The organism is Flavisolibacter ginsengiterrae DSM 18136, assembly GCF_059568575.1.
Window position 1 is genome coordinate 171,069 of sequence record NZ_JCANTR010000008.1, and the last position, 15,474, is coordinate 186,542.

Sequence of the window (15,474 nt, forward strand, 5' to 3'; positions counted from 1 at the left end):
ATGTGTTTAGCGATACCAGGAAAGATCATTTCAATTACCGATCAGGATGACGTTACATTCAGGATGGGGAAAGTATCTTTTTATGGCATAGTGAAGCAGGTAAACCTCTGTATGGTTCCAGAGGCGGGTATTGGTGATTATGTCCTTGTTCATGTTGGTGTTGCTATAAGCGTGGTGGATGAACAGGAAGCCTTGCTGACTTTAGAATACCTAAGTAAAATGGATGAAGTGGATGAACTTAAATCTTCTGCCCTATGAAGCATTTTTCGGAATATAGAGACCCTGGCCTGGTGCATCAATACCTGGAGGAGCTTCACCGTATAACCCGGGGCTCATGGACTTTAATGGAGATCTGTGGCGGACAAACACATAGCCTGGTGAAGAATGGAATACTTGATATGCTTCCCGGAGGCATCACTATGGTGCATGGACCAGGATGCCCTGTATGTGTTACGCCAATAAGTGTTATTGACGAAGCTATTTTCCTGTCTCAACAACCTAATGTAATACTATGCTCTTTTGGTGATATGCTAAGAGTGCCTGGATCAACAACAAGTTTGCTGGAGGCAAAAGCTAAAGGTGCTGATGTTCGCATTTTGTATTCGCCGCTGGAGGCTGTTCAACTGGCCATGGAAAATCCATCAAGAGAAGTGGTATTCTTCGCAGTGGGTTTTGAAACCACAGCCCCTGCCAATGCTCTAAGTGTCATCCAGGCTCATAAATTAAAGCTGCCTAATTATTCCATACTCACTTCTCATGTGCTCGTACCGCCTGCTATGGACGCAATTTTACAGGATGAAGAAAATACTATTGATGGCTTCTTAGCTGCAGGGCATGTATGTGCCATTATGGGCCTGGATGAATATTTTCCAATTGCTGAAAAATATAAGATCCCCATCGTGATCACTGGTTTCGAACCAGTGGATTTGTTGCAGGGTATTTTAATGGCTGTGCAGCAATTGGAAAATGGTTTCCACCTGGTACAAAATCAATATGCAAGAGCAGTAAACCGTGATGGAAACCATATGGCAAGGGAAGCAATACATGAAGTGTTTGAGGTCAGTGACCGGACATGGAGAGGTATCGGGAATATTCCGGGTAGCGGTTACGAGGTTTGTGATGCTTACAGGGGATATAATTCAAGACTAAAATTCAATCTGTCGTTGCCTTATGTAGCTGAAAACAGCCAATGCATAAGTGGAGCAATCATGAAAGGATTGAAGAAGCCTTTTCAATGCCCGAATTTTGGCACTACATGTAAGCCGGAGACTCCGCTGGGAGCTCCAATGGTAAGCAGTGAAGGTGCCTGCGCGGCCTATTATCATTATGCGTCTGCTAAAGTAATGCAAAGCGATGCTAACCTCATTATATAATCAGAATGAAAACAGTTTGTCCCATACCCAAATTTGACTTTGATGTGATCACTTTAGGTCATGGGGGTGGGGGCCTTTTAACTCATAAACTATTGCAAAACGGTGTATTTGATCTCTTGAAGAATGATCTTCTTGACCAACAACATGACGGTGCCAGCTTTTTGTTGAATGGAAAAATTGCTTTCAGCACCGACAGCTATGTTATATCCCCATTTTTCTTTCCGGGGGGTAATATTGGTGAACTTGCAGTGAATGGTACTGTTAATGATCTTGCCATGTGTGGGGCAATACCAAAGTATCTTTCTCTTTCATTTATAATTGAAGAAGGGTTGACCATGTCGGAATTCTGGCAGGTGCTGGTAAGTATAAAAGAAGCGGCCCGAAAGTCTGGTGTTCAAATAGTGACAGGTGATACAAAGGTTGTCGAACAAGGTAAGGGTGACAAACTTTTCATTAATACTTCCGGCATCGGTATTATCCATCCGGATGCCCTGATCCATCATGATCGCATTGAGGCTGGTGACAAGATCATTGTTAGTGGCTGCATTGCTACTCACGGCATAGCTATCATGAGTGTGCGAAAAGGATTGGAATTTGAAACCACTATTATCAGTGATACGGTAAATCTCAATCATACTGTTTCAGGATTGCTCGATCAATTTGGAAATCAAATAAAATTCTTGCGGGACCCGACAAGGGGTGGTCTTGCTTCTGTATTGAATGAGGTAGCGGAGCTAACCCAGTTTGGTTTTTCCATTGATCAAAGCAGTTTGCCAATTGAAGAACAGGTGGAGGGTGCCTGCGAAATGCTTGGATTGGACCCCCTGTATGTAGCCAATGAGGGCATCTTTGTCGCTATTGTTAAGGAGGAGGTAGCCGCGGATTTCCTGGCTCAATTGCAGGTTGATAGTAATGGATCACAGGCCGCTATCATTGGTGAGGTAACAAGGGATCACCCGGGAAAAGTGGTGATGAAAAGCCGTATAGGAGGCAAGAGGGTAGTGAATTATTTAACCGGGGAACAATTACCCCGGATATGCTAAAGTGTACAGTGGCAAACTATAAAGTCAATAAAATCTGTATTGTTGGTGTGGGTAATACCATACGGGCTGATGATGGAATCGGTAACTATATATGTTTGGCTATTGAACAAATGGAAGTTCCTGGCATAACTACCATGATTGTACAGCAACTGGATGCTGAATTGGTGGAAGACCTTTTGTCTTTTGACCATGTGCTGATAACAGATGCCTCCCTTACGGGTAGTGAAGTAGAACTTTACGAGTTGTTTCCGGATAATGCCATTCCATTATCAACATCTCACCATGTAAATGCTGCTATGTTGGGTGCACTTTCTCAAAAGATCTATGACAAAAAATTATCCCTGTTCATTTGTGCTGTCAGGGGTTATGATTTTGGAATAGGTGAAAAGCTTTCTGAAAAAGCAAAGGCTAATTGCTCAAAAGCAATTAGCCTCACAATGGAATGGATCAATTCGCAAAAGAATTAACCTCTTTCTATTCTCTCTATTATTTTTCCTTCCGCATTGATCACTTCTACCTGTAAGGGCATTGCACCAATAGCGTGTGTGGAGCAGGAAAGACAAGGATCATAACACCTGATGGTAGATTCCACCCTGTTCAGCATTCCTTCTTTTATATCGTTGCCATTAACATACTGCCTTGCTACTTCCGTAATACTCCTGTTCATGCCAGGGTTGTTTTGCCCGGTAGCGATCAATAAGTTCACTTTTAATAGTTTCCCCGATTCATCCGTAATATAATGGTGGAACAGGGTTCCTCTTGGCGCTTCTGAGCAACCAATGCCTTCAGCATAATTCCATTTTCCATGCGTTTGAATATGGGAGGACGTAATTTCCGGATCATTCAATAACATTTCGGCTTCTTCCACGCTGCTTAATGTTTCTATAAGGCGTGCATAATGATAATAAAAAGTTCCATGAATGGGTTTGCCACCGCTTAATGCCTTGAAATTTTCAAACTCCTTTTGAGCGACTGGCGTTTTCATTTTGCTGGCAACATTTAACCTTGCCAATGGTCCTACACGGTAAAAGCCTTTTTCATAGCCCAGCGGTTTGTAATATGGATATTTCAGGTATGACCAGCTTACGGAGCGTTCGGCTATAAATTCCAGGTATCTTTTAGGATCTAACTGGTCTTGTAATATGTTCCCATTTTCATCGATGAACCTGAGCTTACCATCATATAATTCATGTTCTCCCTGTGGACCTACGGTGCCCAGGTAGAGGGTAGGTGAAGCAGCAAATGTTCTTACCATTTCTGCATTCTCTTCATGAAATTTCCGGATGATATCTATACCCAGTTGCACAGTTTCCAGGGCTTCCGGAATCCAATTCAACAGGGCCAACCTGTTTTCTTCTGTAAGAGGAAATGCCATGCCTCCGGGCGCAATACCACTTATGTGTATCTTCTTGCCGGTAATTCTCTGGCTGATCTCCTGTCCAAATTTTCTTAACCTGATCCCTTTTAATGCTATGTCTGGAAATTTTTCTGCCAGGCCAAGAATATTCCTGTTTACAGGGTCACTGTCGTATCCTAATAAAAGATCCGGGGAAGATAAATGGAAAAAGGACAAGGCGTGAGATGAGATATTTTGTCCTATATGAATGAGACGTCTTAATATATTGCCTGCATATGCTGGTTGTATACCCTGTATCATTTCACAGGCCTTTACGCTGGCTATGGAATGGCTGACGGGGCATATGCCGCAAATGCGTGGTGTGATGATGGGCATTTCTGTATATAGCCTTCCCTCGCAAAATTTTTCAAAGCCCCGGAACTCGTTGACATGAAAAAATGCTTCATCCACCTGTCCATTATCATCCAGCTGGATAGTTATTTTGGCGTGTCCTTCTATCCTGGTGACAGGTGATATGAGGATCTGTCTTTTATCTTCGTTAACCATATTTTAGTTTTTTTACTTCGCTTAAATCAGGTACCCTGTCATTTAAAAATTCGAACAGTACATAAAAGATGGCGTCAGCGCTTGGTGGGCAGCCGGGAATTACAAAATCTACATCCACCACTTCCTGTAACGGAAGTACCTTGTCATGCAAGCGTAACAGAGCCGGGTGGCTGGGCAATGTTCCCAGTTGGTCATTGCTTAAAGCACTGACATACGCAGTATCAAAGACCTCATTTAGTTGCAGGTAATTACGCATGCCTGTAACATTGGTCATTACTGCACAATCGCCCAGTGCAACCAAAACTTTTGCCTGTTTGCGGATATGTAATATTTCATGTAAATGCTCATCGCTGGTAACAGATCCTTCCACAAGAGCGATATCGACTTCGGGAAACCCTTTGCCATCAACTATAGGACATTTTACTATATCTGCCAGCCTGGCAACATCTAATATCCGTTCATCTATATCAAGTAGTGACATGTGGCAGCCCGAACATCCTCCGAGCCATACTGTACCTATTTTTTTCTTTGCCATTTTACCTTTTTTATTTCGATCATTGACTTTGTAATGAAATGCTATTCAAATACGTATTAAGGATTTGTTTTAGCTCAATAACAATTTTCTTTTTTCAACCAGCTCCTCAATTATTTCCGGGTGTTTTTCCAATTGGCCCTGTACCACATCTTTTGACCACAATGCACCTGTTGGGCAGGCTTGCAAACATTTGCCACAAGAGGTGCAGGTAATTGACTCACCCCAGGGTGTATCGAAATCAGAGATCACCCTTACCTGGAAGCCTCGATTTTTTACATCCCAGTTAAAAGCTCCTTCCACTTCACTGCATACACGCACGCAACGGGTGCACATGATGCACCTGTTGTGATCCATCACAAAATACTGGTGAGAGGTATCCACATTGCATTGAGGAAACAGGAAAGGATAACGTATATGATCCATTCCTACCTTGTATCCCAATTCCTGAAGCTCACAATTGCCATTGGCAACACAAACTGAACAAACATGGTTTCTTTCAGCGAAAAATAATTCTGTAGTGATGCGCTGGTATCGCTTGATCTTTTCAGTATCAGTGCGGATAATCATATTGCTTGCCACCTTTGTCGTACAGGCCGAAAGTAATTTATTGACGCCCTCAATCTCTACCAGGCAAAGCCGGCAGGCTCCTATATCCGTGAGGCCTTTTAGATGACACATGGTCAATACCTCTATTCCATTATCCCTGCAGGCCTGGAGGATAGTTATTCCAGCCACAACTTTTAAAGGCCTTTCATTGATCTTAATTTCTATGGTGTTCATACTTCAGATGTTTGGGGTACATCAATATGCTTTTGTTCGTATTTGCCTATCCGGGTTTCATATTCATTGCGGAAATGGCGAAGGGTACTTAACAAAGGATTGGGTGCAGATCCTCCCAGTCCGCATAAACTTGCTTCTTTGACATACACTGCCAATTCTTCAAGCCTTTCCAGGTCGATTTTTGAAGCATTGTTATCACATATCTTCTGCAGCAGGTCGTGCATCATTTTGGTACCCACCCTGCAAGGCACACATTTGCCACAACTTTCATCCATACAGAATTCCATGAAGAATCGGGCAACATCCACCATGTCAGAGGATTGATCCATAACGATGAGCCCTCCTGAACCCATGATAGAACCAAGGCTAACCAGGGCTTCATAATCCATTTTCACATCGAGGTGCTCAGCGGGTATGCACCCTCCAGAAGGTCCGCCAGTTTGAGCAGCTTTAAAATCGCCGCCACCCTGAATGCCTCCCCCGATATCAAAAACGATCTCTCTCAGCGATGTGCCCATGGGTACTTCTATAAGGCCTGAATAATTAATCTTGCCTGCAAGGGCGAAGACCTTTGTTCCTGCGCTTTTTGGTGTACCGATCTCGCTGTACCATTCACCGCCATTATTTATAATCGGGGCTATACCAGCAAAAGTTTCAACATTATTAATAAGGGTTGGTTTGCCCCACAGACCACTCTCTGCAGGGAAAGGAGGCCTGGGTCTTGGTGTACCACGCTTTCCTTCTATTGATGCAATTAGAGCTGTTTCTTCACCGCAAACAAAGGCGCCGGCACCAATTCTTACTTCCACATCAAATGAAAAATTACTGCCCAGGATATTAGATCCTAATAAGCCTATTTTCTTAGCTTGTTTGATAGCAGCTTCGAACCGTTTGATGGCCAAGGGATATTCACCTCTTATGTATGCGAAACCCTTACTGGCCCCAACAGCATATCCACCAATGGCCATTCCTTCCAAAACCCTGTGAGGGTTGCCTTCCAATACACTTCGGTCCATAAATGCGCCCGGGTCACCTTCATCTCCATTACAGATCACATATTTCTGGTCATTCACATATTTATATACTGTTTCCCACTTCAAACCTGTTGGATAACCTGCACCTCCGCGTCCACGCATCCTGCTATGTTTGATCTCTGCGATCACATCTTCTGGTGACATTTCAAACAGGGCTTTGTCCAATGCACTATAGCCTTCCTGGACCAGGTAATCTTCAATCCTTTCAGGATTTAGGTTGCCGCAATTCTTCAATACGATCTTTAACTGTTTACTGAAAAATGGATCTTCATCTGCATTAGAAAAAGGCTTTGGCCTTGAGTCGGCAAATAGGAGCAAATCTTCAATGGGTTTCCTTTCTATTAGCTGGCTTTGAACTATCCCGGAAATATTTGAACAATCTACTTTTTGATAAATGGTATTCTCCGGCAGGTATTTCATCAAAGGCCCCTGGTTACATGGTCCCATACAACCCGTTGGAATGATTTCTACTTCAGATTCCAATCCTCTCTCTTTTATCTCTTCCTGTAATTTTTTCATCACAGCCTCAGACCCGGAAGAAATGCATCCAGCTCCACAGCAAATACAGATCTTATGCTTGAAAGAGCTGTTTTTTATTTTATCCTTTTCAGCAACTATCAGGTTTTTGAATTCTTGTCTGTTCATTTTGTCCCAATTTTATCGATGATCTTATTGATGATTTCATCAGCCGTAACTTTTGCCTGCACTTCGTCATCTAAAACAACTACCGGTGCCAGGCCACATGCGCCTATGCATCTTGCTACCTGCACTCCCAGCTTATTGTCTGCCGAAACCTGGCCGGCTTTAAGGCCGGTCTTCCTTTCCAATTCATTTAATATCGCCTGGGCTCCTTTTACATAACAGGCGGTACCAGTGCAAACCAGGCAGGTATGTTCACCTTTTGATTTAAGTGAGAAGAAGTGGTAAAAGGTTACAGTTGAATAGATCCTGGAAGGTGGCAGGTGTAGTGCCTTTGCTATATATCCCAGCACATTCATTGGCAGGTGGCCATAGGAGTTTTGTGCTGAATGAAGGATCTCGATAAGCGCATCCGGTTTAAAGTTTTCCTTTTTTATTTTGGCTGCAAGAAGTTTTACCCGGGGATCTGTTGCTGGCAATTCACTATTCATCGCTGAAGTACTTTTCATAATTACAATTGATTGTGCAGAATAAATATTGCATCAGTTGAATACACGATCTGAGGACTCATTGGTGCGGTAAAACTATTCCAGGTGGAATCGTGGTGCTATGATTCTCATCAGTGTTTTTACTGATGGCGAACAGTAGTTTTATTATCAGGTCAAGAGTAAAAGCTAGCTCGATTTAGACAAATAATACAGTTACGGCCTTTCGTAAGCCTGGTCACTTTAACTATCGGAGATTGCAAACTGTACTAAACAATTTGCTAACTTCAATGACCTCAGTCTGGTGTTGAGTATCTCTTAAAATAGCAACAGCAATATGAAAACATTACTTGTGCCGGTTGATTTTTCTGATACATCTGATAATGCGCTTGAGTTTGCAATGCAATGGTCCCGTAGATATGATTATGACAGGATCATTCTTTTAAAATCTCTATACGACTCCATGTTTGAATCGATCATTGTCTCCGCAGAGTATGGCAATGTCTGCCAGGATTATAAACTCATGGAAAGGGAAGAAACTGTGGCCGCACTGGATAAGCTTTGCAAAAAAGTTGCGGGCTCATTACCTGCTGCTAAGGTCATGACGGCTGTTAGTGAATATCCTTTGATCAGATCAATTATAGAAGTAGTAGAAGAAGAAGGAGTGGACCTTATTATTTTGGGCAGTGACCATTATAGTTATTCAAGTGATAGCTATATTTCAGGTCATGTGATAACAATTGCCAAGATTAGCCCGGTACGTGTATTGATTGTACCAGCCGATTATGTGTATAAACCTGTCAGCCATGCACTCGTTCCCTGTGATTTTAATGCCATCCAATGGCTGGAAAAATTAAATAGTCTTCCCAGGTCCACTGCCTGGGGGGATGTTACTATGGAGGTACTGAATGTTGATCCCAGGGAACGATATCTTCACCCGGATGATAAATTCAAGGCCAGTGAGGAAAAACTCCATCAAATATTAAAGAATTTTCCTCATCACATTTATTATACAAATGAAGCAGACATCATCACGGGCATTATGAATTTCGAAGCAAAACATCCTGTGGAAATCATTATAGCCCTTCCGGGTAAGTATAGCTTTTTATACGCTTTGACACATAAAAGCATTTCTGAGGCTATATACCGCAACTCCAAAAAGCCTGTGATGATTCTTAAGTGAAAGAGCAATACCAGGGAGGTATTTATCCAAAGATTGGTACTGTCAATTACTTATTGGTGCGGATGAAAGAATTTCATTTGTGATAATATTTTAATAGGGTGATGACCATCAGCATTTTGGCAACCATTGTCATTTCTCAAAGCGTTTGAGTTATTGATCTTTGGTCAGCTTGATGACATCAAAACCTTATATCATGAAAAAGATATTGGTTCCTATTGATTTCTCTGCTTCCTCGCGTGCTGCAGAGGAATATGCCGCCTCACTGGCAAAAATAACAGGTGCGGAAATATCATTGTTGCATGTTTACCTGGAATTCATCCCTGCCGCTATTGGTCCTGAGCCATGGATGTACACTGAAACTGAACAGCATGAAAAGAACCGGCAACTGATCGCCAAAGAGGTGAAATTCATAAAAGAAAACTATGGAGTAGAGGTACATGGTGATATCGAAATTGGGTATACTGGTGATACCATAAGTTCAATTGCAAAACAAACAAATGTCGACCTTATCATTATGGGAATGAAAGGTGAGAATAGAAATAAGATCTGGGGCAGTGCAACATTAAAAACCATACGCAAAACTGAAGTTCCCGTCCTGGTAATTCCTGAATTTTATTCATTCACCCCTGTTAAAAATATAGTTCTTGCGGTGGATTTTACTGAAATGGTCACAGGGTATAGTTTCAAACCAATGTTTCAATTCATTGAACAGTTTGATCCTGTTTTACGGGTGTTGCATATAGATCCTAAAGGCGCTGATCTTAAAGTTTCGGAAGTGCCTGAGAAATTACAGTTAGGCCTGGCTTTATCCAGAACAAGTTATATATACGAAAGAGTAGAATCCGATGATGTTGAAAAAGGAATTTTGCGATATATTGAAAATCATCCTACAGATTTACTTGTCATGATGGCGCACCATCATAATCTTTTTGAAAGGATCACTGGTGCCATCTATACAGATGATCTGAGTTTCGAATTGAACATTCCATTACTTGTTCTGAAGAATACCGGGGAATAGTTTGGATCTCGCATCATATCGTTTCATGCCGGTTATTTTTGTTGATAACCCAATAGATGCCTTTTACATCAGTTTGCCATTTGGCAAGCATAGTTACCAATATAATTTCCTCTAATAAATCCAGGATGGTTATTGCTGCAGCTACCCGGAACAATCCTAAAGGCCATTGAGGTAAAAAGAATAAAAATACCAGGAACAAACCCTGGGCAATAGCAGCAGACTTGGCAAGGTACGTATGAAAACTGCTGATCTTCCCATACTTTATTAATGCCATTATGGTCTGTATCAGGTAGAGACCCAGAAGTGTTATAACTAGAAACTTTTCATGGCTGATAAATCCTGGCTTGAATTCAAAGACTCCTATCACTGCCATTAATATGGTAAGATCGTCAGCAATGGAATCAAATTTAGAACCCATAATGCTGGTTACATTGAATTTCCTGGCTAAAAAACCATCAATGGCATCAGTAAAAAAACTTACCAGCAGCAACCATTTAAAAACGGTAAAATCATTGATTACAATGAAATACAGCAACACGAAGGAGGCAAACAGGCGGTAAAGGGTAATGGAATTTACAATGATAGCCTTTGCCCGGTTCCCATGTTTGACAATGATTTCCATTTAAACCTGGTTTGCAACTACAATTTAAAAATTACCTGCAGAATGATAAAGTTCTGCTTTAACCAATAGAATTTTAATGATCCTGGTTAGGCTCTTCTTCAAAATTGAACTTTGTTGGTTTGGTAGCTTATACAAGTCAATAAATGGTAGTGATATTTTTATTTTAGAACTGAATTGTTGATATTAGTAAAAGAATTGTTTCCTGGTTCCAATTAAACCAATTCTCAAAATCCTGTTTTATGAAAACAACTTTTGTACTGGCATTCTGTATCCTCAGTTTAAAAATATTGGCTCAACCTCCTGATTCAACTGTAACCAAACTGGTAGATGCCAACCTTCAAGTCGTTAAGAATTACCTGGATAAAAAGGAAAAATCACTTCAAAAGATCTCCGAAGCTGTAAGTTTTTTTACGGATCTTACCGGCATAGCTTCCGAGGCTGATGGAAGCTATTATGGTCAGTTCCATCCTTCAGCCAGCGATCTTGATGCCTGGAAGAAATGGTTTTTATTAAACAAGGATTACCTGTTTTGGGACAAGGAAATACAATCAATAATTCTATACAAAAAGATCAAGCCATCTATTATGTAGTTTATTGTAGAAGGATAGTGGATATATTTTTATTATAGCCAATGCTTGCGTTTGAACCAGGAAAAAATGCTGATAGTAATGATTGCCATCACCACTAAGGAAGCAGGATAGCCCCATTTTTGGGTCAATTCGGGCATATAATGAAAATTCATACCATATATTCCCGCTATAAAGGTTAAGGGTAGAAAAAAGGCGGAAAAAATGGTCAAAACCTTCATGACCTCATTTGTTTTTTGCGCCGAAAAAGACATCGAAAGATTTAGTAGGTTGTTTAATTCTTCCAAAACCTGGGTGTATAGGGTCTGCATTTTCAAATGTTGGTCTCTAACATCCTGCAAGGCAGCTTCCTCACCCGGTTTGATATAAATGTGGTTGATTGGTTCAAGCATCAGCATCAGTACTTTATGCCCTATGGAAGCTTCACGCTTTAAAATATACAGTGATTCAATATGATCGTTGCCAGAGTTCTTAAGCATGATCTGGTTCTCATAAAAATCAACCTGCTCAGACAGCCTATTAGCCGGCTCATCATAGGTTTCGAGGGAGTGCCAGGCTACCTGGGCAAGCAAGTTGGTGGTAGAAGCACACCTGCCTGTTGCTACATATTTTTTGCGTAGCATATCCAAAAAGGGAGTTTCTGATTTGTGTATGGTGATCATGAAATGGTCATCGTAGAAAATAGCGATCTTGTTGGTAAGATCCTGTATGGTGACCAACCTTTTATCCGGCGTATGAGAATAGAATCGAAGTATCAGGAAATGTACACCATCTGTAAACTCATATTTTGGCAAATGTTCAGGTTGCATGCAATCCCTGACAATATGCTGGTTGAGACCATATTCCTTACTCAACGCTTCCATCTCATTCATGGAAGGATCTGTTATGTCGGTCCACTTTATACCTTCACAAATAAGTTGTTCTTTTCTTGACATAAACTATGACCTTTAAAATTTCAGCGATATAACTCTATTCAAAACTGGGACCGCGTTCTTTCAATGAACCAGTAAAAGAGCCCATTTTATTCATTTACATATTTAATTAAGGGCCTGGAAGCATGAATTCTATTCTTTCAGTAATTTTCGAAGATTGAGAAATGTCTCATATGGCCCTTTATTGATGAAAAGGTTGGCCATCCACCCGGGTATCGAGCCCCCGGGGTCAATGTCAAGTAAATATTCTATAGTAAGCCGGCCCGTTCCATCTTCTTTTATATCCCATTTACCTTCCAGCATTGGCACACGTACAATGCCCTTATTTATGGGTATGGCATCAGGCCTGGCGGTCTGGATGATAGAAATGGAATTTGTCTTGTTTTCAATAGTCATTAATATGGAAGCATCCCTGTCGCTAAAAGGCCAGGGAAGCGAAGTTTCATTATAATACAATATATGGTTATCATCCACCTGTTTTACCAGGTAGGCATTGCGGGTTGCATAAACCCAGTTTTTTTGAAGCTGTATATTTCTAAAGATTTTGTTTACCGTTGCAATCTTTCCATTAAAGGATGCATTGATTTTTATATGCTTTAATCCCGAAGCCCGGTTGTCAGCTGTGTAAACACGGATATCATTTTTATTCTTTACCAGGTGCCAGTCCATCTGAGGCTGTTGTGGAAATAATGAAAAGTCATTACCCAAAAGAATTGCTGGTAGCAATATTTTATATAGAACTGATCTAAGTCTCATTTACTTACTATTATAGTATAATAAAACGATCCAGGCATAGGAAACGCTGCTAACTCATTAGATTTCATAAGATTTTATGTATGAATGGGTAAAATTGTAATATGAGCAATAAATGATGAGTTGTCATTTTACAGGTCTGGTACAATAATTACATTTCTATTTTAAGTGTGAAGTTCTGAATGAAGCAGGGCTCCCTGGATTTGCTGATACATTAATTTAAAAAGCAAAGTAGTTATCTTCATTAATCACATTTTTGACATGATCAGTTTCCCTCTGAACGGTATCCTCCTAAATGCCATATTGGATAATCAGCCAGATGCAATCGTATATTTTGTACCTTTTTTCGGAAATGGGTCAGGAAAAGGCCTGGAAGATTTTGAGATCATTTACTGCAATAAGGAAGCAGCAAGGCAGGCTGATTTAGAAGTGGATCAATTGGTGGGACAAAAGGCAAAGTCCGTTCCCGGAGCTGATAGTGGTACCAGGGCCATACTTTTTGACCAACTCAGGCAGGTTTATGAATCTGGAGTTCCATCAGAATCTTCCTATTTTAATGAAGTGTTGGATAAACATTTCAGGGTAAAAAGATTACCCGTTGAAAACGGTGTGCTTACCGTGGCCATTAATATTACTGAAGAAGTTAAGGAACGTAGGGAAAAAAGGCGCCAGGCGGAACTGACCAATCTTATTTTAAATAATTCGCTCAATGGCTGGTTCTCCTGCCAGGCAATTGAAAATGAAAAAGGAGAAATAGTTGATTTTCTCATAACAAGCATCAACCATGAGTTCATTCGGATAATTGGCCTTCCGGAAGACCAGGTTGTTGGTAAAAGTTATCTGTCCCTATTTCCTTCTTCCAAAGAAAATGGAACATTTGATCTCAACTGCCAGGTCTTAATAACCGGAAAATCAGTAAGGCACCAGATGTATTATAAGGGAGATGGATTAAACTCCTGGTATGATGTGGTGGTGACTAAACTGGGAGAAGAGGAGATCTATGTCAACTTTGCAGATATAACAGATTTTAAAAACGCACTTTCTGAAGTGCAGAAAAAAAATACATTACTTGATAATATCCTTAAATATTCTGCTAACGGCATATCTGTAACCCAGGTTATGCGTGACAGTGAAGGTAGGGTGGTTGATGGGCGTACTATTTTGGCCAACGATGCAGCAATAAATTTTACAGGCATTCCAAAGGAGCTATATCTTAGTAAGACTGCTGTGGAGTTAGAACCGAACATCAGGGAATCAGCCTATTTCAGGATGTGTGTACAAACACTGGAAACAGGAGAACCCATTCAAACACAGTATCTTTTGGAATCTACGGGTCGCTGGTTGGAAATATCCATCTCAAGGATGGATGCAGAACATATAATTACAATATTTACAGATATCACATCTTCACGGGAAGCTCAAATAGCCATAGAACAATCTGCAGGGCAATTGCAAACGATCATTAATCGCTCTCAATCAGGGATTTTTAATATTGTTCCGGTATTTAATGACCAGGGAATTATCATCGACTTCAGGTTTGTTATTGTTAATCGTACCGTAGCATCTTATGTTAACAGGCAGCCCGATGACCTGGTAGGCTCTTTGGGAAGTGATTGGTTTCCTGATTATAAACGAAATGGCTTATTTGATCTTTTTTGTGATACCCTTGAAAGAAAACAGGTGAATAGGGTAGAGTTTCATTACCGGTCTGAAAATAGGGATGCCTGGATAGATATTATGTGCACACCTTTTGAAGAAGGCGTTTTAATAACATTTACCGACTATACCGATGTAAAAAAACTGCAATTGGAAATGGCCTCAGTGGTGGAAGAACTAAAACGCTCCAATAACAGTCTTGAAGAATTTGCACATGCCGCATCACATGACCTGAAAGAACCCGTCAGGAAAATCCAGTTTTTTACCGAGCGTTTAAAATCAAAAATCAGTGAAAGACTGGATGAGGAAGAGCTTGATGTTCTGTCACGTATGGAAAAAGCAACTGAGCGTATGCGTTTACTGATCGATGATTTATTGCAATATTCGCTGGTAAACCATCGGCAGTCAGAAATTGAAGAAATTGACCTTCACAAAAAGCTTCTTTTAGTGCTTGATGATCTTGAAGTGCCGGTTAAGGAAAAACAGGCAATAATCAACATTGGCACACTTCCTAAGGTAAAGGGTTATCGCCGGCAATTGCAGCAAATGTTTCAAAACCTGGTAAGCAACGCACTTAAGTACAGTAAGCAGGGGGAAGTTCCTGTTATTTCTGTCACTTCACGGCAGGTTTCGGGGGTGGATTCTGGCATGAACGTCCCTTCCGGATTATGGAATAATCAATTCCATCTCATTGAGGTCACAGATAATGGTATCGGATTCGATCAGCAGGATGCTGAGCGCATATTTCAAATGTTCACCAGGCTTCATGGTAAATATGAATATGCAGGAACAGGAGTGGGTCTCTCAATTGTCAAAAAAGTAGTCGAAAACCACAATGGTTATATAAAGGCTACAGGTGAACCGGGAAAAGGTGCCACCTTTAGCATCCTCTTGCCTGTTCAATAATTCCTTTACTATACCTATAGTAACT

At 40.9% G+C, this 15,474-nt stretch carries 16 protein-coding genes; 8 read left to right on the forward strand and 8 right to left on the reverse strand.

From position 1 onward, the window contains the following. From BP74_RS10565 to BP74_RS10580, 4 genes are read left to right on the forward strand one after another with little or no spacing between them, the layout of a single operon-like run. Complete coding sequence (locus tag BP74_RS10565) at window positions 1-258, forward strand: HypC/HybG/HupF family hydrogenase formation chaperone (RefSeq protein WP_496373854.1); 258 nt, start codon at window positions 1-3, stop codon at window positions 256-258. Continuing rightward, a complete protein-coding gene (gene hypD / locus BP74_RS10570) occupies window positions 255-1,373 on the forward strand; it encodes a hydrogenase formation protein HypD (protein WP_496373856.1) in 1,119 nt (372 codons plus the stop codon). Before BP74_RS10565 ends, hypD begins: the two co-directional genes overlap by 4 nt. Window positions 1,374-1,378: 5 nt before the next feature. Next, window positions 1,379-2,416 (forward strand): hydrogenase expression/formation protein HypE, encoded by a 1,038-nt coding sequence (gene hypE / locus BP74_RS10575; RefSeq protein ID WP_496373858.1) that lies wholly within the window; start codon window positions 1,379-1,381, stop codon window positions 2,414-2,416. Further along, window positions 2,410-2,883 (forward strand): hydrogenase maturation protease, encoded by a 474-nt coding sequence (locus BP74_RS10580; RefSeq protein WP_496373860.1) that lies wholly within the window; start codon window positions 2,410-2,412, stop codon window positions 2,881-2,883. The genes hypE and BP74_RS10580 overlap by 7 nt, the downstream gene beginning before the upstream one ends. Here BP74_RS10580 and BP74_RS10585 read toward each other — a convergent pair. From BP74_RS10585 to BP74_RS10605, 5 genes are all read right to left on the reverse strand, one after another. After that, a complete protein-coding gene (locus tag BP74_RS10585) occupies window positions 2,880-4,319 on the reverse strand; it encodes a Ni/Fe hydrogenase subunit alpha (RefSeq protein ID WP_496373862.1) in 1,440 nt (479 codons plus the stop codon). The genes BP74_RS10580 and BP74_RS10585 overlap by 4 nt on opposite strands. Then, window positions 4,312-4,854 carry an NADH-quinone oxidoreductase subunit B family protein gene (locus BP74_RS10590; RefSeq protein ID WP_496373864.1) on the reverse strand — a complete coding sequence of 181 codons (543 nt, stop codon included), beginning with the start codon at window positions 4,852-4,854 and terminating at the stop codon, window positions 4,312-4,314. The genes BP74_RS10585 and BP74_RS10590 overlap by 8 nt, the downstream gene beginning before the upstream one ends. A 69-nt stretch (window positions 4,855-4,923) precedes the next feature. After that, window positions 4,924-5,634, reverse strand: a complete 711-nt coding sequence (hoxU, locus tag BP74_RS10595; RefSeq protein WP_496373866.1) for a bidirectional hydrogenase complex protein HoxU — start codon at window positions 5,632-5,634, stop codon at window positions 4,924-4,926. Then, window positions 5,631-7,313 carry an NADH-quinone oxidoreductase subunit NuoF gene (nuoF, locus tag BP74_RS10600; protein ID WP_496373868.1) on the reverse strand — a complete coding sequence of 561 codons (1,683 nt, stop codon included), beginning with the start codon at window positions 7,311-7,313 and terminating at the stop codon, window positions 5,631-5,633. The genes hoxU and nuoF overlap by 4 nt, the downstream gene beginning before the upstream one ends. Next, window positions 7,310-7,816, reverse strand: coding sequence for an NAD(P)H-dependent oxidoreductase subunit E (locus BP74_RS10605; RefSeq protein WP_496373870.1), 507 nt, complete (start codon window positions 7,814-7,816; stop codon window positions 7,310-7,312). Before BP74_RS10605 ends, nuoF begins: the two co-directional genes overlap by 4 nt. Before the next feature lie 313 nt (window positions 7,817-8,129). Here BP74_RS10605 and BP74_RS10610 point away from each other — a divergent pair, with 313 nt between their 5' ends. Together BP74_RS10610 and BP74_RS10615 are read left to right on the forward strand one after the other, a co-directional pair. After that, window positions 8,130-8,975 carry a universal stress protein gene (locus BP74_RS10610; RefSeq protein WP_496373872.1) on the forward strand — a complete coding sequence of 282 codons (846 nt, stop codon included), beginning with the start codon at window positions 8,130-8,132 and terminating at the stop codon, window positions 8,973-8,975. 193 nt (window positions 8,976-9,168) lie between these two features. Continuing rightward, complete coding sequence (locus BP74_RS10615; protein WP_496373874.1) at window positions 9,169-9,993, forward strand: universal stress protein; 825 nt, start codon at window positions 9,169-9,171, stop codon at window positions 9,991-9,993. A 13-nt stretch (window positions 9,994-10,006) separates the two neighbouring features. Here BP74_RS10615 and BP74_RS10620 read toward each other — a convergent pair whose 3' ends face one another. Continuing rightward, window positions 10,007-10,615 (reverse strand): CDP-alcohol phosphatidyltransferase family protein, encoded by a 609-nt coding sequence (locus BP74_RS10620; protein WP_496373876.1) that lies wholly within the window; start codon window positions 10,613-10,615, stop codon window positions 10,007-10,009. Between the two features lie 239 nt (window positions 10,616-10,854). Between BP74_RS10620 and BP74_RS10625 the strand changes: the two genes are divergently transcribed. Then, window positions 10,855-11,205, forward strand: coding sequence for a hypothetical protein (locus BP74_RS10625; RefSeq protein WP_496373878.1), 351 nt, complete (start codon window positions 10,855-10,857; stop codon window positions 11,203-11,205). Window positions 11,206-11,237: 32 nt separating this feature from the next. Here the strand turns inward: BP74_RS10625 and BP74_RS10630 are convergent, their stop codons facing one another. Then, window positions 11,238-12,137: a CorA family divalent cation transporter gene (locus tag BP74_RS10630; protein ID WP_496373880.1), complete on the reverse strand. Its 900-nt coding sequence runs from the start codon at window positions 12,135-12,137 to the stop codon at window positions 11,238-11,240. 129 nt (window positions 12,138-12,266) lie between these two features. Then, window positions 12,267-12,890: an START domain-containing protein gene (locus BP74_RS10635; protein WP_496373882.1), complete on the reverse strand. Its 624-nt coding sequence runs from the start codon at window positions 12,888-12,890 to the stop codon at window positions 12,267-12,269. A gap of 258 nt (window positions 12,891-13,148) precedes the next feature. On the opposite strand from BP74_RS10635, the gene BP74_RS10640 reads away from it, so the two are divergent. Continuing rightward, a complete protein-coding gene (locus BP74_RS10640) occupies window positions 13,149-15,449 on the forward strand; it encodes a PAS domain-containing sensor histidine kinase (RefSeq protein WP_496373884.1) in 2,301 nt (766 codons plus the stop codon). Window positions 15,450-15,474: the final 25 nt, after the last annotated feature.

What these genes read in the sequence shown, in the direction of transcription:
- BP74_RS10565 (WP_496373854.1), top strand. Translation starts at nt 1, where the DNA reads ATGTGTTTAGCGATACCAGGAAAGATCATTTCAATTACCGATCAGGAT.
- hypD (WP_496373856.1), top strand. Translation starts at nt 255, where the DNA reads ATGAAGCATTTTTCGGAATATAGAGACCCTGGCCTGGTGCATCAATAC.
- hypE (WP_496373858.1), top strand. Translation starts at nt 1,379, where the DNA reads ATGAAAACAGTTTGTCCCATACCCAAATTTGACTTTGATGTGATCACT.
- BP74_RS10580 (WP_496373860.1), top strand. Translation starts at nt 2,410, where the DNA reads ATGCTAAAGTGTACAGTGGCAAACTATAAAGTCAATAAAATCTGTATT.
- BP74_RS10585 (WP_496373862.1), bottom strand. Translation starts at nt 4,319, where the DNA reads ATGGTTAACGAAGATAAAAGACAGATCCTCATATCACCTGTCACCAGG.
- BP74_RS10590 (WP_496373864.1), bottom strand. Translation starts at nt 4,854, where the DNA reads ATGGCAAAGAAAAAAATAGGTACAGTATGGCTCGGAGGATGTTCGGGC.
- hoxU (WP_496373866.1), bottom strand. Translation starts at nt 5,634, where the DNA reads ATGAACACCATAGAAATTAAGATCAATGAAAGGCCTTTAAAAGTTGTG.
- nuoF (WP_496373868.1), bottom strand. Translation starts at nt 7,313, where the DNA reads ATGAACAGACAAGAATTCAAAAACCTGATAGTTGCTGAAAAGGATAAA.
- BP74_RS10605 (WP_496373870.1), bottom strand. Translation starts at nt 7,816, where the DNA reads ATGAAAAGTACTTCAGCGATGAATAGTGAATTGCCAGCAACAGATCCC.
- BP74_RS10610 (WP_496373872.1), top strand. Translation starts at nt 8,130, where the DNA reads ATGAAAACATTACTTGTGCCGGTTGATTTTTCTGATACATCTGATAAT.
- BP74_RS10615 (WP_496373874.1), top strand. Translation starts at nt 9,169, where the DNA reads ATGAAAAAGATATTGGTTCCTATTGATTTCTCTGCTTCCTCGCGTGCT.
- BP74_RS10620 (WP_496373876.1), bottom strand. Translation starts at nt 10,615, where the DNA reads ATGGAAATCATTGTCAAACATGGGAACCGGGCAAAGGCTATCATTGTA.
- BP74_RS10625 (WP_496373878.1), top strand. Translation starts at nt 10,855, where the DNA reads ATGAAAACAACTTTTGTACTGGCATTCTGTATCCTCAGTTTAAAAATA.
- BP74_RS10630 (WP_496373880.1), bottom strand. Translation starts at nt 12,137, where the DNA reads ATGTCAAGAAAAGAACAACTTATTTGTGAAGGTATAAAGTGGACCGAC.
- BP74_RS10635 (WP_496373882.1), bottom strand. Translation starts at nt 12,890, where the DNA reads ATGAGACTTAGATCAGTTCTATATAAAATATTGCTACCAGCAATTCTT.
- BP74_RS10640 (WP_496373884.1), top strand. Translation starts at nt 13,149, where the DNA reads ATGATCAGTTTCCCTCTGAACGGTATCCTCCTAAATGCCATATTGGAT.